Origin of the sequence: Streptomyces blattellae, assembly GCF_009709555.1 — a bacterium.
In the GTDB taxonomy this organism is placed as follows: Bacteria; Actinomycetota; Actinomycetes; order Streptomycetales; family Streptomycetaceae; genus Streptomyces; species Streptomyces blattellae.
This window is the reverse complement of record NZ_WJBG01000216.1, coordinates 34130-57487: the sequence shown is the minus strand read 5'-3', so window position 1 is coordinate 57487 and position 23358 is coordinate 34130. Positions and strand designations below refer to the sequence as shown.

At 70.4% G+C, this 23358-nt stretch carries 26 protein-coding genes; 14 read left to right on the top strand and 12 right to left on the bottom strand.

The window, feature by feature from the left end; genetic code table 11:
* The 3 genes from GFH49_RS30445 to recX form a co-directional block, all read left to right on the top strand.
* A partial coding sequence (locus tag GFH49_RS30445; protein WP_155059276.1) for an AI-2E family transporter occupies window positions 1–875 on the top strand: 875 nt, incomplete at its 5' end.
* Window positions 876–1138: 263 nt separating this feature from the next.
* Window positions 1139–2266 (top strand): recombinase RecA, encoded by a 1128-nt coding sequence (recA, locus tag GFH49_RS30440; RefSeq protein ID WP_155059275.1) that lies wholly within the window; start codon window positions 1139–1141, stop codon window positions 2264–2266.
* A 4-nt stretch (window positions 2267–2270) separates the two neighbouring features.
* A complete protein-coding gene (recX, locus tag GFH49_RS30435) occupies window positions 2271–3197 on the top strand; it encodes a recombination regulator RecX (RefSeq protein WP_196218169.1) in 927 nt (308 codons plus the stop codon).
* A 164-nt stretch (window positions 3198–3361) separates the two neighbouring features.
* Here recX and GFH49_RS30430 read toward each other — a convergent pair whose 3' ends face one another.
* The 8 genes from GFH49_RS30430 to GFH49_RS30400 form a co-directional block, all read right to left on the bottom strand.
* Window positions 3362–3772 carry a rhodanese-like domain-containing protein gene (locus tag GFH49_RS30430; RefSeq protein ID WP_155059274.1) on the bottom strand — a complete coding sequence of 137 codons (411 nt, stop codon included), beginning with the start codon at window positions 3770–3772 and terminating at the stop codon, window positions 3362–3364.
* The gene (locus tag GFH49_RS30425) at window positions 3769–4326 is read right to left on the bottom strand and encodes a cupin domain-containing protein (RefSeq protein ID WP_155059273.1); all 558 of its coding nucleotides are present in this window, start codon (window positions 4324–4326) and stop codon (window positions 3769–3771) included. Before GFH49_RS30425 ends, GFH49_RS30430 begins: the two co-directional genes overlap by 4 nt.
* 80 nt (window positions 4327–4406) lie before the next feature.
* Window positions 4407–4478 carry a putative leader peptide gene (locus GFH49_RS41270; RefSeq protein ID WP_328288302.1) on the bottom strand — a complete coding sequence of 24 codons (72 nt, stop codon included), beginning with the start codon at window positions 4476–4478 and terminating at the stop codon, window positions 4407–4409.
* Window positions 4479–4569: 91 nt separating this feature from the next.
* A complete protein-coding gene (locus tag GFH49_RS30420; RefSeq protein ID WP_155059272.1) occupies window positions 4570–6207 on the bottom strand; it encodes an FAD-dependent monooxygenase in 1638 nt (545 codons plus the stop codon).
* Between the two features lie 180 nt (window positions 6208–6387).
* Window positions 6388–7290, bottom strand: coding sequence for an amino acid ABC transporter permease (locus tag GFH49_RS30415; RefSeq protein ID WP_155059271.1), 903 nt, complete (start codon window positions 7288–7290; stop codon window positions 6388–6390).
* Window positions 7287–7955 (bottom strand): amino acid ABC transporter permease, encoded by a 669-nt coding sequence (locus tag GFH49_RS30410; protein ID WP_155059270.1) that lies wholly within the window; start codon window positions 7953–7955, stop codon window positions 7287–7289. Before GFH49_RS30410 ends, GFH49_RS30415 begins: the two co-directional genes overlap by 4 nt.
* A 75-nt stretch (window positions 7956–8030) precedes the next feature.
* Window positions 8031–8879, bottom strand: a complete 849-nt coding sequence (locus GFH49_RS30405; protein WP_196218168.1) for a glutamate ABC transporter substrate-binding protein — start codon at window positions 8877–8879, stop codon at window positions 8031–8033.
* Between the two features lie 80 nt (window positions 8880–8959).
* Window positions 8960–9736: an amino acid ABC transporter ATP-binding protein gene (locus GFH49_RS30400; RefSeq protein ID WP_155059268.1), complete on the bottom strand. Its 777-nt coding sequence runs from the start codon at window positions 9734–9736 to the stop codon at window positions 8960–8962.
* Window positions 9737–10022: 286 nt separating this feature from the next.
* Here GFH49_RS30400 and GFH49_RS30395 point away from each other — a divergent pair, with 286 nt between their 5' ends.
* Both GFH49_RS30395 and GFH49_RS30390 read left to right on the top strand, forming a co-directional pair.
* Entirely contained in the window at window positions 10023–10709 is a 687-nt protein-coding gene (locus GFH49_RS30395) for a response regulator transcription factor (RefSeq protein WP_155059267.1), read from the top strand.
* Window positions 10710–10718: 9 nt separating this feature from the next.
* Complete coding sequence (locus GFH49_RS30390; RefSeq protein ID WP_155059266.1) at window positions 10719–12128, top strand: sensor histidine kinase; 1410 nt, start codon at window positions 10719–10721, stop codon at window positions 12126–12128.
* A 20-nt stretch (window positions 12129–12148) separates the two neighbouring features.
* Here GFH49_RS30390 and GFH49_RS30385 read toward each other — a convergent pair whose 3' ends face one another.
* Complete coding sequence (locus GFH49_RS30385) at window positions 12149–13147, bottom strand: TAXI family TRAP transporter solute-binding subunit (protein WP_155059265.1); 999 nt, start codon at window positions 13145–13147, stop codon at window positions 12149–12151.
* A 110-nt stretch (window positions 13148–13257) separates the two neighbouring features.
* On the opposite strand from GFH49_RS30385, the gene GFH49_RS30380 reads away from it, so the two are divergent.
* A complete protein-coding gene (locus tag GFH49_RS30380) occupies window positions 13258–13662 on the top strand; it encodes a pyrophosphohydrolase domain-containing protein (RefSeq protein ID WP_155059264.1) in 405 nt (134 codons plus the stop codon).
* Between the two features lie 235 nt (window positions 13663–13897).
* Here GFH49_RS30380 and GFH49_RS30375 read toward each other — a convergent pair whose 3' ends face one another.
* The gene (locus GFH49_RS30375; protein WP_230396585.1) at window positions 13898–15238 is read right to left on the bottom strand and encodes a cation:proton antiporter; all 1341 of its coding nucleotides are present in this window, start codon (window positions 15236–15238) and stop codon (window positions 13898–13900) included.
* A gap of 4 nt (window positions 15239–15242) precedes the next feature.
* Window positions 15243–15728 carry a cation:proton antiporter regulatory subunit gene (locus GFH49_RS30370; RefSeq protein ID WP_155059263.1) on the bottom strand — a complete coding sequence of 162 codons (486 nt, stop codon included), beginning with the start codon at window positions 15726–15728 and terminating at the stop codon, window positions 15243–15245.
* A 187-nt stretch (window positions 15729–15915) separates the two neighbouring features.
* Between GFH49_RS30370 and GFH49_RS30365 the strand changes: the two genes are divergently transcribed.
* The 8 genes from GFH49_RS30365 to GFH49_RS30335 all read left to right on the top strand — a co-directional run bounded on the left by GFH49_RS30365 (window position 15916) and on the right by GFH49_RS30335 (window position 22815).
* Window positions 15916–16896: a sensor histidine kinase gene (locus GFH49_RS30365; RefSeq protein ID WP_230396584.1), complete on the top strand. Its 981-nt coding sequence runs from the start codon at window positions 15916–15918 to the stop codon at window positions 16894–16896.
* A complete protein-coding gene (locus GFH49_RS30360) occupies window positions 16896–17558 on the top strand; it encodes a response regulator (protein WP_155059261.1) in 663 nt (220 codons plus the stop codon). Before GFH49_RS30365 ends, GFH49_RS30360 begins: the two co-directional genes overlap by 1 nt.
* A 63-nt stretch (window positions 17559–17621) precedes the next feature.
* Window positions 17622–17855, top strand: coding sequence for a hypothetical protein (locus tag GFH49_RS30355; RefSeq protein WP_155059260.1), 234 nt, complete (start codon window positions 17622–17624; stop codon window positions 17853–17855).
* A gap of 154 nt (window positions 17856–18009) precedes the next feature.
* The gene (locus GFH49_RS39535) at window positions 18010–18309 is read left to right on the top strand and encodes a hypothetical protein (RefSeq protein ID WP_196218170.1); all 300 of its coding nucleotides are present in this window, start codon (window positions 18010–18012) and stop codon (window positions 18307–18309) included.
* Window positions 18306–19721: an FAD-binding oxidoreductase gene (locus GFH49_RS30350; RefSeq protein ID WP_230396583.1), complete on the top strand. Its 1416-nt coding sequence runs from the start codon at window positions 18306–18308 to the stop codon at window positions 19719–19721. The genes GFH49_RS39535 and GFH49_RS30350 overlap by 4 nt, the downstream gene beginning before the upstream one ends.
* 210 nt (window positions 19722–19931) lie before the next feature.
* The gene (locus GFH49_RS40580) at window positions 19932–20075 is read left to right on the top strand and encodes a hypothetical protein (protein ID WP_155059259.1); all 144 of its coding nucleotides are present in this window, start codon (window positions 19932–19934) and stop codon (window positions 20073–20075) included.
* A gap of 394 nt (window positions 20076–20469) precedes the next feature.
* The gene (miaB, locus tag GFH49_RS30340) at window positions 20470–21999 is read left to right on the top strand and encodes a tRNA (N6-isopentenyl adenosine(37)-C2)-methylthiotransferase MiaB (protein WP_155059258.1); all 1530 of its coding nucleotides are present in this window, start codon (window positions 20470–20472) and stop codon (window positions 21997–21999) included.
* An 84-nt stretch (window positions 22000–22083) separates the two neighbouring features.
* A complete protein-coding gene (locus GFH49_RS30335) occupies window positions 22084–22815 on the top strand; it encodes a class III extradiol dioxygenase subunit B-like domain-containing protein (protein ID WP_155059257.1) in 732 nt (243 codons plus the stop codon).
* A 263-nt stretch (window positions 22816–23078) separates the two neighbouring features.
* On the opposite strand, the gene GFH49_RS30330 is transcribed toward GFH49_RS30335, so the two are convergent.
* Window positions 23079–23348 carry an antitoxin gene (locus GFH49_RS30330; protein ID WP_155059256.1) on the bottom strand — a complete coding sequence of 90 codons (270 nt, stop codon included), beginning with the start codon at window positions 23346–23348 and terminating at the stop codon, window positions 23079–23081.
* Between the last annotated feature and the right edge of the window lie 10 nt (window positions 23349–23358).

The following is a 23358-nucleotide window of genomic DNA, read 5'->3' as shown; positions in this document are numbered from 1 at the left end:
TGCTCGCCGAGCAGATCGTCAAGATCGTCGAGGACTTCCCTGCGTACCTCGACTCCGTCATCAACTGGGTCAACGCCCGCTTCAACACCGATCTGGAGCGGGTGGAGGTCCAGGAGGACCTGCTCAACTCCGACTGGCTGCGCGACTACGTCCAGAACGGCGCCACCGGCGTCCTCGACGTGTCCGCCCAGGTCCTCGGCGGGCTCTTCCAGCTGCTGACGATCACCCTGTTCGCGTTCTACTTCGCCGCGGACGGCCCCCGACTGCGCCGCGCGCTCTGCTCCGTACTGCCGGCCGCCCGGCAGGCCGAGGTACTGCGCGCATGGGAGATCGCCGTCAACAAGACCGGCGGCTACATCTACTCACGCGGCCTGATGGCGCTCGCCTCCGGCCTGGCGCACTACGTGCTTCTGCAAGGGCTGGGTGTTCCCTACGCGCCCGTGCTCGCCGTCTGGGTGGGCCTGGTCTCGCAGTTCATCCCCACCGTCGGCACCTACCTCGCGGGCGCCCTGCCGATGCTGATCGCCTTCACCGTCGATCCCTTGTACGCGCTGTGGGTGCTGATCTTCGTCGTGATCTACCAGCAGTTCGAGAACTATGTGCTGCAGCCCAAGCTGACCGCCAGGACCGTCGACATCCACCCCGCGGTCGCCTTCGGCTCCGTCATCGCGGGCACCGCCCTCCTCGGCGCCGTCGGCGCGCTCATCGCCATCCCGGCGGTCGCCACGCTCCAGGCGTTCCTCGGGGCCTATGTGAAGCGGTACGACGTCACGGACGACCCCCGTGTCCAAGGGCACCAGAGAGGGGAGCCGGGACCCGGCCTGTCCACGCGGGTGCGTGAGCTGTGGGCGGGCAGGACCCGGACGGGGCGCTGAATCCCGGGCGGATCCGGCGGATCAGGGCGTTGTCGGACCGTGAACGTAGGCTCGGAGGTGTCGGGTGGTGTGCTTGACACTAAAATCGAACATCCATTCTTATGGAGGCTCCGGCGGGGCTCTCGACGGGGATTTCCGCCGGGTTTGGATGGAGAAGTACCCGAGTTATCCACAGGCCGGACAGGCGTCAGGGCGCATTGTCAGTGGCAGGCGCTAGCGTCTTTGACGTGAAGCGATCGACTCAAGCAAACCGGGTGGAACCCATGGCAGGTACCGACCGCGAGAAGGCCCTGGATGCCGCGCTCGCACAGATTGAACGGCAATTCGGCAAGGGCGCGGTCATGCGCATGGGCGAGCGGTCGATGGAGCCCATCGAGGTCATCCCGACCGGGTCGACCGCGCTCGATGTGGCCCTCGGCGTCGGCGGTCTGCCGCGCGGCCGAGTGGTCGAGATCTACGGACCGGAGTCCTCCGGCAAGACGACCCTGACCCTGCACGCGGTGGCGAACGCTCAGAAGGCTGGCGGCCAGGTCGCCTTCGTGGACGCGGAGCACGCCCTCGACCCCGAGTACGCCAAGAAGCTCGGCGTCGACATCGACAACCTCATCCTCTCCCAGCCGGACAACGGCGAGCAGGCCCTGGAGATCGTGGACATGCTGGTCCGCTCCGGTGCCCTGGACCTGATCGTCATCGACTCCGTCGCCGCGCTCGTCCCGCGTGCGGAGATCGAGGGCGAGATGGGCGACAGCCACGTCGGTCTGCAGGCCCGGCTGATGAGCCAGGCGCTGCGGAAGATCACCAGCGCGCTCAACCAGTCGAAGACCACCGCGATCTTCATCAACCAGCTCCGCGAGAAGATCGGCGTCATGTTCGGCTCGCCCGAGACCACGACCGGTGGTCGCGCGCTGAAGTTCTACGCCTCGGTGCGTATCGACATCCGCCGCATCGAGACCCTGAAGGACGGCACGGACGCGGTCGGCAACCGCACCCGCTGCAAGGTCGTCAAGAACAAGGTCGCGCCGCCCTTCAAGCAGGCCGAGTTCGACATCCTCTACGGCCAGGGCATCAGCCGTGAGGGCGGCCTGATCGACATGGGTGTGGAGCACGGCTTCGTCCGCAAGGCCGGCGCCTGGTACACGTACGAGGGCGACCAGCTCGGCCAGGGCAAGGAGAACGCACGCAACTTCCTCAAGGACAACCCCGACCTGGCCAACGAGATCGAGAAGAAGATCAAGGAGAAGCTGGGCGTCGGCGTGCGCCCGGAGGAACCGGCCGCCGAACCCGGCGCGGACGCCGCGGTCTCCGCCGCCGCGGACGACGCCGCCAAGACGGCGTCCGCGCCGGCCGCAGCCAAGGCCGCCAAGACCAAGGCCGCGACCGCCAAGAGCTGACGCCGTGACACGACGAACCGACTGGGCCGAATACGTCTACCCGGAGACTCCGCGTGGGCGGCAGAGACCGGGTGACGGCGGCTCGGCCGCCGCGGACGACCTCGGGGACCGCGACGCGGCCCGGCGGTACGACCACGCCGAGCGGTGCGGCGCGGGCGGGGAGCACGGTGCCGAGCGGGACGGCCGAGAGTGGCCGGACGGGGGAGCGTCGCCGGACGGGGGCGCGGTGCCCGGCGCAGGTTCGGCGAGTGCTTCGCGTCGCCGTGGCCGGTCTTGTCACGCGAGCAGTGGGGCTGGGGGCCGGGACGCGGAGGGTGGGGATCGCGACGCGGGCGGTGGACGCGGGCGCCGACGGCGTGGCCGCATGGAGCCGGCCGGTGAGGGCGAAGGTTCCTCCTCCTCGTCGAGGGCCGGGCAGGAGGAACCTTCAGGGGACCCGGTGGAGCGGGCGCGGGCGATCTGTCTGCGCCTGCTCACCGGGACCCCGCGCACGCGGAAGCAACTCGCGGACGCCCTGCGCAAGCGCGAGATTCCGGACGACGCCGCGGAGGAGGTGCTGTCGCGGTTCGAGGAGGTCGGGCTGATCAACGACAGTGCGTTCGCGGACGCCTGGGTGGAGTCCCGGCACCACGGCAGGGGCCTGGCCCGGCGTGCCCTCGCCCAGGAACTGCGGACCAAGGGCGTCGACTCCACACTGATCGACGCGGCCGTGGCACAGCTCGACTCAGAACAGGAAGAGGCGACCGCGCATGAACTCGTCGCCCGCAAACTGCGCGCCACCCGTGGCCTCGACCGCGAGAAGCGGCTGCGCCGACTCGCGGGCATGCTCGCCCGCAAGGGCTATCCCGAGGGCATGGCCCTGCGGGTGGTCCGGCGGGCGCTCGAAGAGGAGGGCGAGGAGACGGAATTCGTTGAAGACGAGGGGATTTGACGGGCAGGGGTCGGCCTCGGACACGGTGGACGCGCGGGGGTGCCCATCGCGCAGGGGCCGGACATTCCCCACCGGTTCTTCACCAGTTCTCACCGGTTTCCACCGGTTTCCACCGGTTCTCACCAGTCTCCGCCCCGCCTCCGCCAGGACGCAACAGCCAAGCCCTACGACGTCACCGGAAGCCCCGCGCCCTTCCAAGCCTGGAAGCCGCCCACCAGATCAGTAGCCCGCCGCAGCCCCAGCCGATGCAGGGATGCGACCGCCAGACTGGAGGCGTACCCCTCGTTGCACACCACGACCACACGCAGGTCATGGCTCGTGGCCTCGGGCGCGCGATGGCTGCCCTGGGGATCGAGACGCCACTCCAGTTCATTGCGCTCGATGACCAGCGCGCCCGGGATCAGACCGTCCCGCTCGCGCAGGGCCGCGTACCGGATGTCCACCAGCAGTGCCTCACCGGCCTGGACGGCGTCGTAGGCCGCCAGGGGCTCGATGCGGTCGTAGCCCTCGCGGACCCGCTCCAGCAACTCGTCGACGCCGGCCGGCCGTTCGCTCGTACCGCTGCTGTCGCTCACTGCCAGTCCTCCGGGCGCTCGACCTGCTCCAGGCGCAGGATCGGCCCGGTGCGGCTGTAGCGGCGGATCTGTGGCAGGGGCGGGTAGTAGGCGTGGACGGAGATGGCGTGCCGGTCCGGAGACTCGTTGAGGACCTCGTGTACGTGGTGGCGGCCGAAGGAGCGGCCCTGGCCGGCGGACAGCCGGCGCTCCCGGTCCACGTCCTCGCTGAGTTCCAGGTTCTTCCAGCCGTCGGTGGGCAGCCGGGCGGCGAGTGAGTTCTCCTTGAGCTCGCCGACGGCGGTCAGGAACGCGCCGACCGAGTCGGCGTGGTCGTGCCAGCCGGTGCCCGTGCCGGGCGGCCAGCCGATCAGCCAGGCCTCACTGCCGCCGGGCCCGTCCAGTCGCACCCACGTGCGGCCTTCCGGGTCGAGCGGAAGCGAGGCGATCAACTCGGCGTCGGCCGCCGTACGCCGTACGAAATCGAGAAGGTCAGCCTGCGTGGGCGCGGCAGAGGCTGACACAGCAGAAGCTGACGTGGGGGCAGAGCCGGAGAGGGAGGGGGAGACAGACACGTACACCGTCCTGATGAGCGTTCGCGGGGAGCGCGCGGCTGCTTTGTCGGTGGCACGCGCGGGTGAAGAGGGATGCGAATTCAGCAGGACCGGGTACACATGCAGCCCGCATAGCGGACGAGGTCCATATGGACCCTCCGCCACAGGTGCACACATGTGTCGATCACGATGCGGAGTACACCATGTCGGTGTGGACCGGTCAACTCACCGTCACTATGTGGACCGGACGACGCCGGGCGCCGCTCAGCGCGACCCCGCCGTGGCCTCCGTCTCCGTCTCCTTCTCTGTTTCCGCCTCTGGCTCCGCCGCCTGCACCGGTCCGCCCAATGTCGCCTGGGCCGCTGTGTACAGGTCGGCCGGCCGTACGCCGTTCAGCGCGGTGACCAGGTGCCCGTCGGGACGCACCAGCAACACCGTGTGCGCGGCTGCCCCCGGGTAGCTCTCCGTGACCAGCAGCTCGGCCGGGTGCGGCAGCGCCGTCACGGCCGCCGCGAGCCGGGGCATGATCCCGGCGGTCACCCAGTGCCGCCGCTCCCACACGCCGGTGCCCGGCGCGACGAGCAGGACGAGCAGCGCGCCGCGGCCGAGCCGGTCCCGCAGCCGTACGAAGGTGCCGTCCTCCGCGGTGACCCGGACGTCGGCGACCTGTGCGCCGGGCGGTGTCTCCACGACGGTCTCGCCCTCAAGGGGCCGGGGCGCGAGCGGTGAGCGCTCGTGATTCCCCGTCGCACCCAGTGCTCCCTGCCCCAGGTGGCCGTCGGTGAGCAGGGCGTCGTGGCCCCGGGCCGATCCGGGGACGTACGACCGCAGCCCTCCGCCGCCGCGCACCAGGGGCAGGGCCTGGTCGGCGGCGCGCAGCCGGGCGGCGACGATGCCGCGCCGCTCGGCCTGGTAGCTGTCGAGCAGTGCCTCGTGCGGCCCGTGGTGCCAGGCCAGTGCCAGCTTCCAGGCGAGGTTGTCGGCGTCCCTCAGCCCTTCGTCCAGCCCCTGCGTGCCCAGCGCGCCGAGCAGATGGGCGGCGTCCCCCGCGAGGAAGACCCGGCCCGCTCGCCACCGCCGGGCCAGCCGGTGGTGGACGATGTGGACTCCGGTGTCCAGCAGCTCGTACGGCGGTGTGGAACCGCCCGTCCAGCCCGCGAGCGTCTCCCGGACGCGGGCCACCAGCAGCTCCGGTGTGACCAGGTCCTTGCCGGGAGGCAGCAGCCAGTCCAGTCGCCAGACGCCGTCCGGCAGCGGGCGTCCGGTCACCTCCCCGCCCGAGGGGCCCGACGTCCGCCACGGCGGCATCCGATGGAGCAACGCTTCGCCGGGCCACGGAAGTTCCGCACGCAGCGCGGCCACGGCGTGTCGCTCCACCGCCGTACGGCCCGGGAAGCGGATGTCCTGGAGCTTGCGCACGGTCGAGCGCGGGCCGTCGCAGCCGACCAGGTAACTGCCGCGCCACCATGTTCCCTTGGGGCCGCGGGTGTGGGCGGTGACGCCTGAAGGTTCCTGCTCGATGGTGTCGAGGCGGCTGTCGGTCGCGATGTCGACCAGCTGTTCGTCGGCGAGGGCCGTCCGCAGGGCGCCGGTCAGCACGTGCTGCGCGATGTGCAGCGGAGCGTCCGGCCCGGTCTCGTCGAACGTCAGAGCGCGCGTCACCTGCTTGCGGCGCATGGACCGCCATCCGGCCCAGCGGCAGCCGGCCTCGGACATCGGCACACCGGTGAGGCGCTCGACGAGGGCGGCGGTGTCCTCGCGCAGCACGACGGTGCGCGCGGGACGCGGTTCGTCGTTGCCCGGCCCCTCGTCGAGAACGACGGACGGCACCTCCTGACGCGCCAGCGCAAGCGCGAGCGTGAGCCCGACGGGCCCCGCCCCGACGATGATCACCGGGTCCACGGCGCGGCGCCCCCTGCCCGCAGCGGTGTCCTGAGGGATGTATGTGAGCAGGAAGTTGGAGCAGGGTGCACGATCACAGAACGTATGCAACCCATTGCCGGTGCTTGCGTCAAGCGACGGAGGCAGTGGCGATCACGCCACTGCCTCCGTACAGGTCACACCGCTTGACTGCTCATCAGGTCATGCCGATGCGCCCGACCCGTAGGCGCCCCCGATCTCGGCCGCATTGAGCTCCTCCACGTCCTCGGCGCCGAGCACCGCACCCGTGCTGCGCTTGCTGCGCCGCAGCCTGCCCTCCAGCCAGCTCGCGAAGCTGGTCAGGATGAAGTTCAGGATGATGTACATGATCGCCACCACGATGAAGCTCGGGATGACCGTGGCGTAGAACGCCGCCAGTGTGCCGCGCGAGTTGAGCAGCTCGGTGAAGCCGATCATCACACCGCCCAGCGCGGTGTCCTTCACGATGACGACCAGCTGGCTGACGATGGCCGGCAGCATCGCGGTGACGGCCTGCGGCAGCAGGACGTTGGTCATCGTCTGGCCCTTGCGCAGACCGATCGCCTGGGCCGCCTCCGTCTGGCCCTTGGGCAGGGCGAGGATGCCCGCCCGCACGATCTCGGCGAGGACCGAGGCGTTGTAGAGCACCAGGCCGGTGACGACCGCGTACAGCGGACGGTCGTCGGTGCTGACGTCCGTGGAACGGGCGTAGAACTCGTTGGCGAACAGCATCAGCAGCAGGACCGGGATCGCCCGGAAGAACTCGACCACCGCGCCGGCCGGGATCCGCACCCACCGGTGGTCGGACATACGGGCGATACCGAAGAACGCGCCCAGCGGGAGGGCGATGATCATGGAGAGCCCCGCTGCCTTCAGCGTGTTGCCGAGACCGGGCAGCAAGTACGTCGTCCAGGCCTCGGACTCCGTGAACGGCTCCCACAGGGCCCACTCCAGCTGGCCCTTGTCGTCCAGTGCCCGGTAGATCCACCACGCGAGCAAAGCGAGGAGGGCGAAGAAGACCACCGAGAGAATGATGTTGCGCCGCTTGGCCCGGGGGCCGGGGGCGTCGTAGAGGACCGAGCTCATCGCTTCACCGCCAGTCGCTTGCTCAGCCAGCCGAGGAAGAGGCCGGTGGGCAGGGTCAGAACCACGAATCCGAAGGCGAACACCGCGCCGATGGCCAGGGTCTGGGCTTCGTTCTCGATCATTTCCTTCATCAGGGTGGCGGCCTCGGCCACACCGATGGCGGCCGCCACCGTCGTGTTCTTGGTCAGCGCGATCAGTACGTTGGCCAGCGGGCCGATGACCGAACGGAATGCCTGCGGCAGCACGATGAGCCAGAGGACCTGGGTGAAGCTCAGCCCGATGGCGCGGGCCGCCTCCGCCTGCCCGACGGGCACGGTGTTGATGCCGGAGCGGATCGCCTCGCAGACGAAGGCCGCGGTGTAGGCGACGAAGCCGAGGATCGACAGCCGGAAGCTCAGGGCCTCGAAGTCGTCGGCAGCGCCCAGCGTCACCCTGAAGATGTCGGCGAGGCCGATCGAGGTGAAGACGATGATGACCGTCAGTGGGATGTTCCGGACGATGTTCACGTACGCGGTGCCGAACCCGCGCATGAGCGGGACCGGGCTGACCCGCATGGCGGCCAGCAGGGTGCCCCAGATCAGCGAGCCGACGGCGGACAGGAGGGTGAGTTGCACCGTCGTCCAGAACGCCCCTAGGACGTCGTAACCTTCAAGAAAGTCGAACACTGTCTCCCGCGCTTCCGGGTGTAGAGATGCCCGGGTGCGTCGCCCGGCGGGGCGACGCACCTGTCAGGCGCTGCTTCAGCTGACGATGTCGCCGATCTTCGGGGCGGGCTCGTTCTTGTAGTCGGCCGGGCCGAAGTTGTCCTTGACCGCGGTGTCCCAGGCGCCGTCGCTGACCATCTTCTCGAGGGCGGTGTTGATGTTGTTGACCGTCTCGGTGTCGCCCTTCTTGACGCCGATGCCGTAGTTCTCGTTGCTGAGCTTCAGGCCCGCGAGCTTGAACTGGCCCTTGTACTGCTCCTGTGCCGCGTAGCCCGCGAGGATCGAGTCGTCGGTGGTCACCGCGTCCACGGCGCCGCTCTGCAGACCCGCGATGCACTCCGAGTACGTGCCGTACTCCCTCAGCTGGGCGTCGGGAGCGATCTCGTCCTTGATGTTCTGCGCCGAGGTCGAGCCGGTCACCGAGCACAGCCTCTTGCCGTTGAGGTCGGTGGCCTCGGTGATGTCCGAGTCGGTCTTGGTCAGCAGGTCCTGGTGGGCCAGCAGGTAGGGGCCGGCGAAGTCGACCTTCTCCTGGCGCTCTTCGGTGATCGAGTACGTGGCCGCGATGAACTTCACGTCGCCACGGGCCAGCGCGCTCTCGCGGTCGGCGCTCTTGGTCTCGACCCATTCGATCTGGTCGGCGTCGTAGCCGAGTTCCTTGGCCACGTACGTCGCCACGTCCACGTCGAAGCCCGAGTAGCCGTTGGGCTCCTTCAGCCCGAGACCGGGCTGGTCGTACTTGATGCCGATCTTGATCGTGTCGCCGCCGCCGGCAGTGGAGCCCGACCCGGCGTCGCTGTCGTCGTCGTCGCTCCCACACGCCGTCGCGGTCAGGGAGAGGACGAGCGCAGCCGCGGCCGCTGCGGTGACCTTGCGGAGCTTCATGGTGAACATCCCTTTGTGTGATGAGGAGAATGCCGTTGGTGCGGGTGACGCAGCTCGTCGCGCGGGCGCGACGGCCGGGGTCAGTGGTGAAGGATCTTCGACAGGAAGTCCTTGGCGCGGTCGCTGCGCGGATTGCTGAAGAACTGGTCCGGCACAGCTTCTTCGACGATTTTTCCGTCGGCCATGAAGACCACCCGATTGGCGGCAGAACGGGCGAAGCCCATCTCATGGGTGACGACGATCATGGTCATGCCGTCGCGGGCGAGCTGCTGCATGACTTCGAGGACCTCGTTGATCATCTCCGGGTCGAGAGCCGACGTCGGCTCGTCGAAGAGCATGACCTTGGGGTCCATGGCGAGGGCGCGTGCGATGGCGACGCGCTGCTGTTGGCCGCCGGAGAGCTGCGCGGGGTACTTGTCGGCCTGGTTGGCCACCCCGACCCGGTCGAGCAGACCGCGGGCCTTCTCCTCGGCCTTCTTCTTGTCGGCCTTGCGGACCTTGATCTGGCCCAGCATCACGTTCTCGAGCACGGTCTTGTGCGCGAAGAGGTTGAAGGACTGGAAGACCATTCCGACGTCGGCACGCAGCCGGGCGAGTTCCTTGCCCTCCGCGGGCAGCGGCTTGCCGTCGATGGCGATCGCGCCCGAGTCGATCGTCTCAAGGCGGTTGATGGCGCGGCACAGGGTGGACTTCCCGGACCCGGAGGGCCCGATGACCACGACGACCTCGCCGCGGGCGATCGTCAGGTCGATGTCCTGGAGTACGTGCAACGCGCCGAAATGCTTGTTGACGCTCTTCAGGACGACCAGGTCGCCGGATGCGGCCACGTCTTCCTTGGCCACCGATACTTTGGTCATCGCACTAAGGCTCCGTCCTCCTCGGTTTCGGAGGACAGTAATAACCCTACGCGACCTGCGTCTCTACATCTGAGGGGAATCTGAGCATCACGATCCGATAGCAATCAGACACCTGTCGTAGCAGTTGTGACCTGGGCGGGTTGCTTCCGCGTAACGGATGCGCGGCGCATCCGGAACCCTCTTGACGCCGTCCGTGTCCATCAGCGTGACTGCAACGTGCACGCGCGCGTGCACGCGTTTTTGTACACACCTCCCCCGTACGGCCGATGAACTGAAGGGAGCCGGGATGAGACTGCTCCTCGTCGAGGACGACAACCACGTCGCCGCCGCTCTGTCCGCGGTCCTGGCCAGGCACGGCTTCGACGTGACGCACGCCCGCAGCGGCGAGGAGGCTCTCCAGGCGCTCGTCCCCGAGGGGGCCGGGTTCGGTGTCGTGCTGCTCGACCTCGGCCTGCCCGACCAGGACGGCTACGAGGTGTGCGGCAAGATCCGCAAGCGCACCAGCATCCCGGTGATCATGGTCACCGCACGCTCCGACGTCCGCTCCCGCATCCACGGCCTCAACCTGGGCGCCGACGACTACGTGGTGAAGCCGTACGACACCGGAGAACTGCTCGCCCGTATCCATGCCGTCAGCCGGCGCACCGTCCATGAGGACGCCACGGCCGGCGGCGAGAGCGTGCTCAAGCTGGGCCCCATGCACATCGACCTGCCCACGCGACAGGTCAGTGTGGACGGTTCGGTTGTCCAGCTGACCCGCAAGGAGTTCGACCTCCTCGCCCTGCTGGCCCAGCGCCCCGGGGTGGTCTTCCGGCGCGAGCAGATCATCAGCGAGGTATGGCGCACCAGCTGGGAGGGGACCGGACGCACCCTGGAGGTGCATGTCGCGTCCCTGCGCGCCAAGCTGCGCATGCCGGCCCTGATCGAGACCGTGCGCGGCGTCGGCTACCGGCTCGTCGCCCCCACCTCGTAGCGGGCAAGGGTGCGCACTCGTCTCCTTCCGCTCCTCATCATTCTGATGGCGGCCGTGCTGCTTGCCCTCGGTTTCCCGCTCGCCGTCAGCGTGGCCGGAGCGCAACAGCAGAGGGTGGTCGTCGACCGGATCGACGACACGGCCCGCTTCGCCGCCCTCGCCCAGTTCGTCACCGACACGCCCGGCGGGCCGACCGGCACCACGGTCATCGACGAACGCCAGGAGGTCCTCAAACGCGAGCTCCTCAGCTACTACGAGGTCTACGGCATTCGTGCCGGTGTCTTCTACCGCAACGGCTCCCCCATGGCCAGCGCGCCGACCAGTTGGGACGAGCCCGAACCGGGTGAGGTACGCGATGCCTTCGACGAGGCGCTGCTCAGCCGGCGCAGCCACGACCCGCGGCAGGTGTGGCCCTGGCAGCACAACCGGCTGGTGGTCGCCTCTCCGGTGATCAGGGACGGGGACGTCGTCGCGGTCGTGGTCACCGACTCGCCCACCGGGCAGATGCGTTCGCGGATTCTGCACGGCTGGCTGATCATCGCCGCGGGCGAGAGCGCCGCGATGCTGCTGGCGGTCGGCGCGGCGCTACGGCTGACCGGCTGGGTGCTCCGCCCGGTTCGGGTGCTGGACGCCACCACCCACGACATCGCCACCGGACGGCTGAAGTCCCGGGTCGCGGCGGCGGGCGGGCCGCCGGAACTCCGCAGGCTCGCCCGGTCGTTCAACGAGATGGCGGACAACGTCGAGGGTGTCCTGGAGCAGCAGCGCGCCTTTGTCGCCGACGCCTCGCACCAGCTGCGCAACCCGCTCGCCGCGCTGCTGCTGCGCATCGAGCTCCTCGCCTTCGAGCTGCCCGAGGGCAATGCGGAGATCGCCTCCGTCCAGGCCGAGGGCAAGCGTCTGGCCCAGGTCGTGGACGACCTGCTCGATCTCGCCCTGGCCGAGCACGCCGAGGCGGACCTCAGGCTCACCGACATCGGCGAGCTGACCGCCGAGCGCGTCGCGGCCTGGTCGCCGACCGCGGAGGCCAAGGGCGTACGGCTGGTGGGGGACTGCCCGCCCACCACCGCCTGGGCCGACCCCGTCACCCTGTCCAGCGCCCTGGACGCGGTGATCGACAACGCGGTGAAGTTCACGCCGAAGGACGAGCGGGTGGAGGTGGCCGTCGCGGCCAACGGCGACACCGCGACCGTCGTCGTCACCGACAACGGCCCCGGCCTCACCGACGAGGAGCTCGCCCGCGTCGGCGACCGCTTCTGGCGCAGCGGCCGTCACCAGAACATCAAGGGCTCCGGCCTCGGTCTGTCCATCACGCGGGCGCTGCTGGCGGCGGCCGGCGGCTCGATCTCTTACGGCCATCACGAGCCGCGGGGACTGACGGTGACGGTGACGGTGCCGAGGTCGCAGGCGGCGTCGTAGCGGGGCCTGCGGACGATCGCCTACGGCTTGACGGACCGGTAGTAGCGCCGGGCGCCCTCGTGCAGCGCCAGCGGGTCGGTGTAGATCGCGGTGCGTACGTCCACCAGCTGGGCCGAGTGGACGTGGTTGCCGATGCCGTCGCGGCTGTTGATCACGGTGCGGGTCAGCCAGTCGGTGAGCCGGGGGTCCATGTCGGCCCGGGTGATCAGCAGGTTGGACACGGCCATCGTCGGCACGGAGTCGCCGTTCTGGATGCTGGGGTAGGCCGACTCGGGCATCTCGGTGGCGCGGTAGTACCGGGTGGCGCCGCCCATGGCGTGCACCTTGGCGACGAGGTCGGCGTCGATCGGCACGAACCGGTAGGCCAGCCTGTCGGCAAGGTTCCGCAGGCCCTCCGTAGGCAGCCCGCCCGACCAGAAGAACGCGTCGATCTCGCCCTTCTCAAGCCGGGCGGGTCCGGTGTCGATGCCGTCGGACAGCGGTGTGATGTCGCGCTCCGGGTCGATGCCGGCCGCATCGAGCAGACGGTTGGAGATCAGCCGCACACCTGAGTGGGTCGGCCCTATGGCCACCCGCTTGCCCCGCAGGTCCGCCACCGATTCGATGCGCGAGCCCGGCCGGACGATGAGCTGTACGTAGTCGTCGTACAGCCGGGCGACACCGCGCAGCCGGTCGGCTCCGGGCCCGTCGGCCAGTTCGTACGTCTCCACGGCGTCGGCCGCCGCGATCGTGAAGTCCGCCTTCCCGGTCGCCACGCGCGTGACGTTCTCCTGCGAGCCGTCGCTGGTCCGCAGCCGCACGTTCAGGTTCGGCATGTCCTTGTCCAGCTCGGTGCGCAGCAGCTCGCCGTACTTCTGATAGACGCCCGCCGGCGTTCCGGTGCTGAACGTGATCGTCCCACCGGGCGGATCCTCCCCGAGCGGCAGCAGCCACCACAACAGCAGCCCGAACACGACGAACCCGGCGGCCGCGGCCGGCAGGGCCCGGCGCCTGCCGATACGGGGGAGGACCTGGGACATGCGTGCGATCCTGCCAGCACGGATGCGGTGCTGACCAGGGCCGGGGTCACAGGGGGGGGCGATGGCGCCGCCCCGGGGCATTGTCAGTGGCCGTCGCTAGAGTGCCGTTCATGAGCTCATCGCCCGCCGACCTGGTCCGTGCCTTCCATCGCTCCGTCGGACTGGACGTCCGCTGTACCCCGACCGAGGTCTCTCCCGAACTGGCCGCCCACCGGGGCGAGTTGCTCGCCGAGGAGGCGGCCGAGGTCGCCGAGGTCTCGGTCACCGGCCCGCTCGACCGGCTCGCGCACGAGCTGGCCGACGTGGTCTACGTGGCGTACGGCACGGCGCTCGTCCATGGGATCGACCTGGACGCGGTGATCGCCGAAGTGCACCGCTCCAACATGAGCAAGCTGGGCCCCGAAGGCCACGTCGCCCGCAGAGCGGACGGCAAGGTCCTCAAGGGCGAGCACTACGAGGCACCGGACGTGTCGGGCGTACTGCGCCGCCAGGGCTGGGCGCCCGGGGGCACCTGATGGCTGGGGCGCGCTGCTGTGCGGCGCGGATTGAGGTGCTGTACGGCTCGGGCCGCGCCACGGCGTCTCCCGGCCCTCGCCCACAACACCCGCCCCCCACTCGTTTTCCCCCACCCACTCACTTCCCCCACTCACTTCCCCCGCCCTCACTCACCCCGGCTTCAGCACTCACCCAGCCTCATTACGCACCCCTGCCCCCCATCACCCACCCCCGGCCCCACTCACCCCGCCCCACTCACTCACGCACCCACGCTCCCGCCTCCGTAGCGCCCTCCGAGTCCGATGAATCCGATGAATCCGACGAATGCGATGCCTCCGCCGATTTCGTGACCTGCTCTGCCTCCGTGTCCTTCCCCGAACCCCCAGCCGTCGCCGAACTCCTCTCCCCAGTCCGGCGCTCGCTCCCAGTCCCGCGCTTCCCCCCACGACCGCCCCACCACATGGCCACCGGCTCGGTGTAACGCGCGGTCAGCGGGCCGAGGACGACCAGGATCAGGACGTACGCCGTCGCCAGCGGGCCCAGGGACGGCTCGATGCCCGCGGTGACCGCCAGCCCGGCGATGACGATGGAGAACTCGCCGCGGGCCACCAGGGCGCCGCCCGTGCGCCAGCGGCCCTTGACGGAGATGCCGGCACGCCGGGCCGCCCAGTAGCCGGTGGCTATCTTCGTCGCGGCGGTGACGACGGCCAGCGCGAGGGCGGGCAGCAGGACGGGCGGGATGCTGGCGGGATCCGTATGCAGCCCGAAGAAGACGAAGAACACGGCGGCGAACAGGTCCCGCAACGGACTCAGCAGCGTCTGCGCGCCCTCCGCGACCTCCCCGGACAGCGCGATGCCGACCAGGAACGCGCCCACGGCCGCCGAAACCTGGAGCTGCTGCGCCACACCCGCGACCAGGATGGTCAGCCCGAGCACCACCAGCAGCAGTTTCTCCGGATCGTCGCTCGACACGAACCGGGAGATCACCCTCCCGTACCGCACGGCCACGAACAGCACCAGCCCCGCCGCCCCCAGCGCGACCGCCAGCGTCACGCTGCCCGCCAGCAGCCCGGCCCCCGCCACCAGCGCGGTGACGATGGGCAGGTAGACCGCCATCGCGAGGTCCTCCAGGACCAGCACGCTCAGGATCACCGGGGTCTCGCGGTTGCCGACCCGGCCCAGGTCACCCAGCACCTTGGCGATCACCCCGGACGACGAGATCCAGGTGACACCGGCCAGCACGACGGCGGCCACCGGCCCCCAGCCCAGCACCAGCGCGGCCACGGCGCCCGGCAGGGCGTTGAGGGTGCCGTCGACCAGCCCGGCCGGGTAGTGGGACTTGAGGTTGGTGACCAGATCGCCGGCCGTGTACTCCAGGCCGAGCATCAACAGCAGCAGGATGACGCCGATCTCGGCACCGGTGGCGACGAACTCCTCGCTGGCGCCGAGCGGCAGCAGCCCGCCCTCGCCGAAGGCGAGCCCGGCGAGCAGGTACAGCGGGATGGGCGAGAGCCGGAAGCGGCCGGCGAACCGGCCGAGCAGGCCGAGGCCGAGGATGATGGAACCGAACTCGATGAGCAGGACCGCGGAATGCACCCGTTCACTCCCGCCCGAGTATCGCCGCGGCCGCGTCGACGCCCTCGCGGGTGCCGACCACGATGAGCGTGTCGCCGCCCGTGAGCCGGAAGTCCGGCGCCGGCGACGGGATCGCCTCGGCCCGCCGCAGCACCGCCACGACGGACGCGCCCGTCTCGGTCCGCATCCGGGTGTCGCCCAGCACCCGGCCGTTCCAGCGTGAGGTGGTGGCCACCTCGACCCGCTCGGCGACCAGTCCCAGGTCCGAGGTGTACAGCAGGCTCGCGCTGTGGTGGGACGGCTTGAGCGCGTCGATCAGCGAGCCCGCCTCAGCGCCGGTCAGCCGTAGCGACTGGGCGCAGGAGTCGGGGTCGTCGGCCCGGTACACGCTCACCGTGCGGGTCCCGTCCCGGTGCGCCACCACCGACAGATGGCGCTGCTCTCGCGTCACGAGGTCGTACTGGACCCCGATGCCCGGCAGCGGGGTCGTCCTCAGGCGTGGAGCGGACACGTTTCTTCTCTTTCTCTCGTCCTGGTGCTGGGCTGCTTGATCGGCTCCAGGCCGACGCCGCCATGCTGTCACTCCCGCATACGGTGGCGACATGGGTGTTGTGACGGATATACGTGGCCGCGGGCGAACGGCGAGTCTGATACGGGCGCAGAAGTGCCGACGGATCGGACGGAGCGGAGCCGGGAACGTGTCGCTGTTCTGGCGGATCTTCTCGCTCAACTCCGCGGGCCTGGTCGTGGCCGCCGCGCTGCTGCTCGGCCCGGTCACCGTCTCGACCCCCGTCCTGCCCGCCGAGGCGCTCGTCATCGCCGCCGGACTGGCCGCGCTGCTGGCCGCCAATGCCGTCGTCCTGCGCGTCGGGCTGGCCCCGCTCCAGCGGCTGGGCCGGTCCATGGCCACGGCCGACCTGTTGCGCCCGGGGGCCCGTGCGGTGGTCGCCGGTCCGGCGGAGACGGCCGAGCTCATCACGACGTACAACACGATGCTCGACCGTCTGGAGGCCGAGCGGGCCGCCGGTGCCGCCCGTGCGCTGTCCGCGCAGGAAGGTGAACGCCATCGCATCGCGAGGGAACTCCATGACGAGGTCGGCCAGACCATGACGGCCGTCCTCCTCCAGCTCAAGCGCGTCGCCGACCGGGCCCCCGAGGAGTTGCGTGCGGAGGTCGGCCAGGCGCAGGAGGCCATCCGCGCCGGTCTCGACGAGATCCGCCGCATCGCCCGCCGGCTGCGCCCGGGCGTTCTGGAGGAGCTGGGCCTGGCCAGCGCCCTGCGCTCGCTGGCGACGGAGTTCACCGGGCACGGGCTCTCGGTCCGCCACCACATTCCCGGCGACCTGCCCGCGCTGCCCGAGGAGGCGGAACTCGTCGTCTACCGGGTCGCCCAGGAGGCGCTCACCAACACCGCCCGGCACGCCGGAGCCGAACGCGCCGAGATCCGTTTCCGGCGGATCGCGGACGGCGCCGACCCCGTCGACCCCGACGACGACGTCGACCTCGTCGAACTCGTCGTACGCGACAACGGAAAGGGCGTCGGTACGGCGGCGGAGGGCGCCGGGATCGGGGGCATGCGTGAGAGGGCGCTGCTGATCGGCGCGGACCTCGCCGTGCGGCCGGGGCCCGAGGGCCGGGGGACGGACGTACGCCTGTGCATACCGGCCGGAGGCCGCTGATGTCCGCGTCGGACACCCGCATCCGCGTCCTGCTCGCCGACGACCACACTCTCGTACGCCGTGGGGTGCGGCTGATCCTGGACGGCGAGGACGATCTGACGGTCGTGGCGGAGGCCGGCGACGGTGCCGAGGCGATCGCGCGGGCCCGTGACACCGGGGCGGATCTCGCCGTCCTGGACATCGCCATGCCCCGGATGACCGGCCTGCAGGCGGCCCGCGAACTCTCGCGCCGCATGCCGGAGCTGCGGATCCTCATCCTCACGATGTACGACAGCGAGCAGTACTTCTTCGAGGCGCTCAAGGCGGGGGCCTCGGGCTATGTCCTGAAGTCCGTCGCCGACCGGGATCTGGTCGAGGCGTGCCGGGCGGCGGTGCGCGACGAGCCGTTCGTCTATCCGGGCGCGGAGCGGGCCCTCGTCCGCTCCTACCTGGACCGTCTGCACCGGGGCGACAGCCTGCCCGCGCGGGCCGTCACCGACCGCGAGGAGGAGATCCTGAAGCTGGTCGCCGAGGGGCACACATCCAAGGAGATCGGCGAGCTGCTCTTCATCAGCGCGAAGACGGTCGAACGCCACCGGGCCAATCTGCTGCAGAAGCTGGGGATGCGGGACCGTCTGGAACTGACGCGGTATGCGATACGGGCGGGGCTCATCGAGCCTTGAGGCGCGGGTGCGGACCGAGCCCGGGCGGCGCATCGACGCCGGACTCGCCGTGTTCCTGATCAGGTGCAGCGTGCGCGCGGGGCGGCCCTGGCCTCCGCCCTGTGCGCGGCTGACCCGCTGGCGAGCATTCAGAGTCCCGGTCTTCGACGACCGCCTCGCGGTGGCGCCTTCTCGCTGACGGCCTACGGGTTCGCGGAGCCGTCCTCGGTCCGGGAAGCCCACGAACGCATCCAGGCGATCCGCGCCATGGCCGACCGCGGCACCCGTGCGCTCGCGGACCGTACCCCGCCCGGGTGACTCGCCGCGTCCCCGGACGCTCTGTCTCACCTGACGCTCTCTGTCTCACAACGAGATCCGTAACGGGCCCTCGCCGCCGATACGTTCACGACCGGGCGCCCGGCCCCCGCCCGCGCACGCCGTTCCCGACGGCCGATCCCAAGGAGAGACCCGCGTGTCCACCGCACTCTCGTCCTCCGCCCGGTCCCGGGCGGAGATCCTGGTCCGGGAAGCCTTCCTGCTCCAGGGCTCGGAACTGCCCGTCCTGAACCAGCACGGCCCCGACTCCGTCCCGCTACTACACCCGTACCCGTACGAAGACCGTGACCCAGCGCTGGCCCGGCGGGACCCCGGCGGACCGCGGGGGGCACTTCGTGATCCCGAACATGCCCTGAGCGTCGCCATGCCCGAAGGCAGGCATGGCCGAAGGCAGGCATTTCCGAAGGTCGGCATTTCCGAAGGAGGAACACGGTGACTGTGACCGCTTCCGGGACGCGTGTCCCGGGCGACGAGGTCGTGTCGGCGCTACGGGGCCGGTTCCGCGGCCCGATCCTGCGTCCGGGCGACGACGGATACGACGACGCCCGGGCCATCTGGAACGCCATGCACGACGCCCGTCCGGCCCTGATCCTGCGGGCGACGGGTACGGCGGACGTGTGCGCCGCCGTGGACTTCGCGCGGGAAGGCGGATGGACGCCGGCCGTGCGCGGGGGAGCGCACGGTGTGCCGGGGCACGCGGTGTGCGAGAACGACCTGATGATCGACCTCTCGCTGATGCGGGCCGTAAGAGTCGACGCCGAGGCCCGCGTCGCCCATGTGCAGGGCGGCGCGACCTGGGGGGACTTCGACCACGAGGCGCAGCTGTTCGGGCTGGCGGTGCCGGGCGGCGCGGTCTCCCAGACCGGGGTCGGCGGGCTGACGCTGGGCGGCGGCTACGGATGGCTCACCCGCAAGTACGGGCTCACCCTCGACAACCTGCGCTCGGTGGACATCGTCACCGCGGACGGCCGCGCCCGGACCGTCAGCGAGACGAACGAGCCCGACCTGTTCTGGGCGGTCCGCGGGGGCGGCGGCAACTTCGGCATCGTCCCGTCCTTCGAGTTCCAGCTCCACCCCGTGGGCCCCATGGTGCTCGGCGGCGCCGTGCTGTGGCCCTTCGAGCGGGCCGGGGAGGTCCTGCGCTTCTACCGTGACTTCGGCGTGGACTCCCCGCGGGAACTCGGCATCAACTCCGCGGTCGTCACCGTGCCGGCCAATCCCTTGTTCCCGCCGGAACTGCACGGCCGGAAGGTGTACGCGGTCTTCGTCTGCTGGAACGGCCCGTTCGACGAGGGCGAGACGGTGCTGAAGCCGCTGCGCGCGCTCGCCGAGCCCCTGCTGGACCTGATCCAGCCGCTTCCCTACACGGCCCAGCAGCAGATGGTCGACCAGCTGGGCTCGGGCCCCTTCGGCAGACGGCAGTACTGGAAGACCGGCTACCTCGACGAATTCGACGACGCCGCCATCGACGCTTTCCTCGCCTCCGCGGAACACGCGACCGGGGCGACCCAGTGCGAGCTGAACACCATCGCCGGGGCCGCCAACGAGGTGGATCCCGCGGCCACCGCGTTCACCAAGCGCAACGGACGCTGGAACCACGTCCACATCCAGTGCTGGGAGGACGCCTCCGACGACGAAGCGAACCTCGCCGAGGCCCGCCGGGTCGGTGAGCTGATGACGCCGCACTACGCGGGCGGCGCGTACGTCAACTTCCTGGATGTCGAGGACCCGGCCAGGGTGCGCCAGGCGTACGACGAGACGACGTGGACCCGGCTCCGGAACATCAAGACAGCGTACGACCCCGGGAACCTCTTCCGGCGCAACCAGAACATCCCCCCGCTCGACTGACCGGGCGAACGCGGCCGAAGACCAAGGGAGGTCTCCGCATGGACGGCGGCGACGGCACGACGGGTGCCCGGGTCGTCGTGCCGTCGCCGGGGCGGCGTCCGGGACCGGCCTGGCCGTCGCCCCGGCGACTGGCGAAAGAGGGACACCGGGCCGCCCTGTTCGACCGTCAGGGGGACGCGGCACGGCAGGCGGCCGAGGCGCTGCGTGCGGGTGGCGCCGACGCCCTGGCCCACGACGTCGACGTCGTCCCGAGATTCGCTCGACGACGCGCCGGACGCCGTCCGCGAGGCATTCGGGCCCGTCCAGGTAGTGGTCACCAGCGCCGGCGTGCAGTCCTTCGCGCCGGTCACCTGACGCTCGGCGGTCTCGCCGGCCTCGTACCGCCAGATGCTTGTGATGCCGGTGGCGACGGTGATCCGTTTTGTCGCCTCGACGACCGGTGCCGCGTGCCGCACCCCGCAGTTGCCCAGCCAGGCCGCACCGAAGCCCAGATCCTCAGCCTCGGCCGCCGCCTCGCCGAGCCGGGAGATCCAGCCCGGGTCCTCCGCGTGCTGTCCACTGACCCGGACGCCGTATCGTCCTACGTTGTTCTGCATCGACGCAGATGGGTCAACTCCTGAGCCCCGGACCTTTGTTCCTGACATGCTCGGGTGTTCCTGACCTACGCGTGGACCGTCGGGGCCGTGCCGAGACCGCCGGTGGAAACCACGTCGGCGAGCGCGCTCCGGGAACCGCCTACCCTTGAGCCATGACCAGCAGCAGCGACCGGAGCCCGGCAGTGGACGTTCGATCATCTAAGACCTATGAAGTTCGCACCTACGGGTGCCAGATGAACGTCCACGACTCGGAGCGATTGTCCGGGGTGCTCGAAGAGGCCGGTTACGTGCGCGCCCCCGAGGGATCCGACGGCGACGCGGATGTCGTCGTCTTCAACACCTGCGCAGTCCGGGAGAACGCCGACAACAGGCTGTACGGCAACCTCGGCCGGCTCGCCCCGAGGAAGGCCTCGCGGCCCGGCATGCAGATCGCGGTCGGCGGCTGCCTGGCGCAGAAGGATCGCGACACGATCGTGAAGAAGGCGCCCTGGGTGGATGTCGTCTTCGGCACGCACAACATCGGCAAGCTGCCGGTCCTGCTGGAACGCGCGCGCGTGCAGGAAGAGGCGCAGGTCGAGATCGCCGAGTCGCTGGAGGCGTTCCCGTCGACGCTGCCGACCCGGCGGGAGAGCGCGTACGCGGCCTGGGTGTCGGTCTCCGTCGGCTGCAACAACACCTGCACCTTCTGCATCGTCCCGGCCCTGCGCGGCAAGGAGAAGGACCGCCGGACCGGCGACATCCTCGCCGAGATCGAGGCCCTGGTCGACGAGGGCGTCAGCGAGATCACGCTGCTCGGCCAGAACGTCAACGCGTACGGCTCCGACATCGGCGACCGCGAGGCCTTCAGCAAGCTGCTGCGGGCCTGCGGAAGGATCGAGGGCCTGGAGCGCGTCCGCTTCACCTCACCGCACCCGCGCGACTTCACCGACGACGTGATCGCGGCGATGGCCGAGACGCCGAACGTGATGCCGCAGTTGCACATGCCGCTGCAGTCCGGTTCGGACACGGTCCTGAAGGCGATGCGCCGCTCCTACCGCCAGGAGCGCTACCTGGGGATCATCGAGAAGGTCCGCGCCGCCATCCCGCACGCCGCGATCACCACCGACATCATCGTGGGCTTCCCCGGCGAGACGGAGGAGGACTTCGCGCAGACGCTGCACGTCGTCCGCGAGGCCCGCTTCGCGCAAGCGTTCACGTTCCAGTACTCCAAGCGGCCAGGCACGCCCGCGGCGACCATGGAGAACCAGATCCCCAAGGAGGTCGTCCAGGCGCGCTACGAGCGTCTTGTCGCCCTCCAGGAGGAGATCTCCTGGGCGGAGAACAAGAAGCAGGTCGGCCGCACCCTGGAGCTGATGGTCGCGGAGGGCGAGGGTCGCAAGGACGGCGCCACCCACCGCCTCTCCGGCCGTGCCCCCGACAACCGCCTGGTCCATTTCACCAAGCCCGACCAGGAGATCCGTCCCGGCGACGTCGTCACCGTCGAGATCACGTACGCCGCCCCGCACCACCTCCTCGCCGAGGGCGCCGTCCTCGAAGTGCGCCCCACGCGCGCGGGCGATGCCTGGGAGAAGCGCAGCGCCGCCGAGGCGGCCAAGCCGGCCGGCGTGATGCTCGGTCTGCCGAAGGTCGGCGTCCCCGAGCCGCTGCCGGTGGCCACGGGCAGCGGCTGCGGCTGCGACTGAGCGAGGGAGCCCGCTCGCAGCTGTACGGGGGTTGACTGGCATGCGCACGGAGTTGAGCAGCTGCACGGGGTTAATCTGCCGACCATGCTTGTCGCCGCCGCCGTCTGCCCTTGCCCACCGCTCCTCGTGCCGGAGGTCGCCGCGGGTGCCGCGCCCGAGTTGGAAGCCGCGCGCGCCGCGTGCACGAACGCGCTGGGCGTCCTCGCCGCCGCCCGGCCCGATCTGCTCGTGGTGCTCGGGCCCACGGAGCAGAGCGGGCGCGGACCGCACCCGGAGGGCACACTCGGCTCCTTCCGCGCCTTCGGCGTCGAACTCGACGTACGACTGGGCAGCGGCAAGGGCGATGACGACACGGCACCGGCGGAGTCGGAGCCTCGGCTTCCACCCTCGCTCGCCGTGGCCGGATGGCTGCTGGAGCGCACCGCGTGGTCGGGCGCCCCGATCGAGGGACTCGGCGTGGCGGAATCTCTGGCGGCCGAGCGATGTGTCGAAGTGGGCAGGAGGATCGCCGCGCGTGCCGAACGGGTGGCGCTGCTGGTGATGGGCGACGCCAGTGCGTGCCGCACGTTGAAGGCCCCCGGCTATCTCGACGAGCGGGCGGCGCCCTTCGACGCGGAGGCCGCGCGTGCCCTGGGCACGGCGGACGTGGCGGCGCTGAAGGCGTTCGACGTCGAGCTGGCGGATGACCTGAAGGCATCGGGCCGGGCCCCCTGGCAAGTCCTTGCGGGCGCGGCAGAGGAGGCGCGGCTGGAGGGTGCACTGCTGTACGAGGACGCTCCGTACGGCGTGGGGTACGTGGTCGCGACCTGGTCGTAGGACCGTATCAGCACGGTTGGGCGGCATAGGCCACGCCCGGGCGGAACGGCGGACGGCCGGGAGCTCATCCGCTCCAGGGCCGGGTGGGGCGGCGGACGGCCGGGTGCTCATCCGCTCGGCGGCCGGGTGGGGCGGCGGAAGGCCGTGCTCATCGGCCCGGCCCGGGTGGAACGGCGGACGGCCGTGCTCATCCGCTCCGCGGTCGGTGAAACGGCGGACGGCCGGGAGCTCATCCGCTCCGCGGCCGTCCGTCGGTGTGCCGTTCAGGAAGTCGGCGGCGGCGAGTCCGGCGGCGTCGTCGGTGCGTCGCCCGTGCCGGTGTCGTCCTTGTGCGCGACTCGGTCCATGGCTCCCTTGGCCTTGCCCGTGCCCGACTGGATCTTGTCGCTGTACTTGCCCTTGGTCTTTTCGTCGACGGTCTTCGCGGCCTTGTCGAGGCCGTGCGTGATCTTGTCCCCGTGCTGTTGCGCGAGACCCGAGACCTTGTCCTTGGCCGGGGCGAGTCTGGCCTTCAAGTTGTCCAGGAGACCCATGGTCCACCTT

Bases quoted from the DNA above. Each gene is read 5' to 3' on its own strand.
- recA (WP_155059275.1), top strand. From the start codon at position 1,139: ATGGCAGGTACCGACCGCGAGAAGGCCCTGGATGCCGCGCTCGCACAG.
- GFH49_RS30415 (WP_155059271.1), bottom strand. From the start codon at position 7,290: ATGAGCTCGGTCCTCTACGACGCCCCCGGCCCCCGGGCCAAGCGGCGC.
- GFH49_RS30405 (WP_196218168.1), bottom strand. From the start codon at position 8,879: ATGAAGCTCCGCAAGGTCACCGCAGCGGCCGCGGCTGCGCTCGTCCTC.
- GFH49_RS30400 (WP_155059268.1), bottom strand. From the start codon at position 9,736: ATGACCAAAGTATCGGTGGCCAAGGAAGACGTGGCCGCATCCGGCGAC.
- GFH49_RS30395 (WP_155059267.1), top strand. From the start codon at position 10,023: ATGAGACTGCTCCTCGTCGAGGACGACAACCACGTCGCCGCCGCTCTG.
- GFH49_RS30385 (WP_155059265.1), bottom strand. From the start codon at position 13,147: ATGTCCCAGGTCCTCCCCCGTATCGGCAGGCGCCGGGCCCTGCCGGCC.
- GFH49_RS30380 (WP_155059264.1), top strand. From the start codon at position 13,258: ATGAGCTCATCGCCCGCCGACCTGGTCCGTGCCTTCCATCGCTCCGTC.
- GFH49_RS30360 (WP_155059261.1), top strand. From the start codon at position 16,896: ATGTCCGCGTCGGACACCCGCATCCGCGTCCTGCTCGCCGACGACCAC.
- miaB (WP_155059258.1), top strand. From the start codon at position 20,470: ATGACCAGCAGCAGCGACCGGAGCCCGGCAGTGGACGTTCGATCATCT.
- GFH49_RS30335 (WP_155059257.1), top strand. From the start codon at position 22,084: ATGCTTGTCGCCGCCGCCGTCTGCCCTTGCCCACCGCTCCTCGTGCCG.
- GFH49_RS30330 (WP_155059256.1), bottom strand. From the start codon at position 23,348: ATGGGTCTCCTGGACAACTTGAAGGCCAGACTCGCCCCGGCCAAGGAC.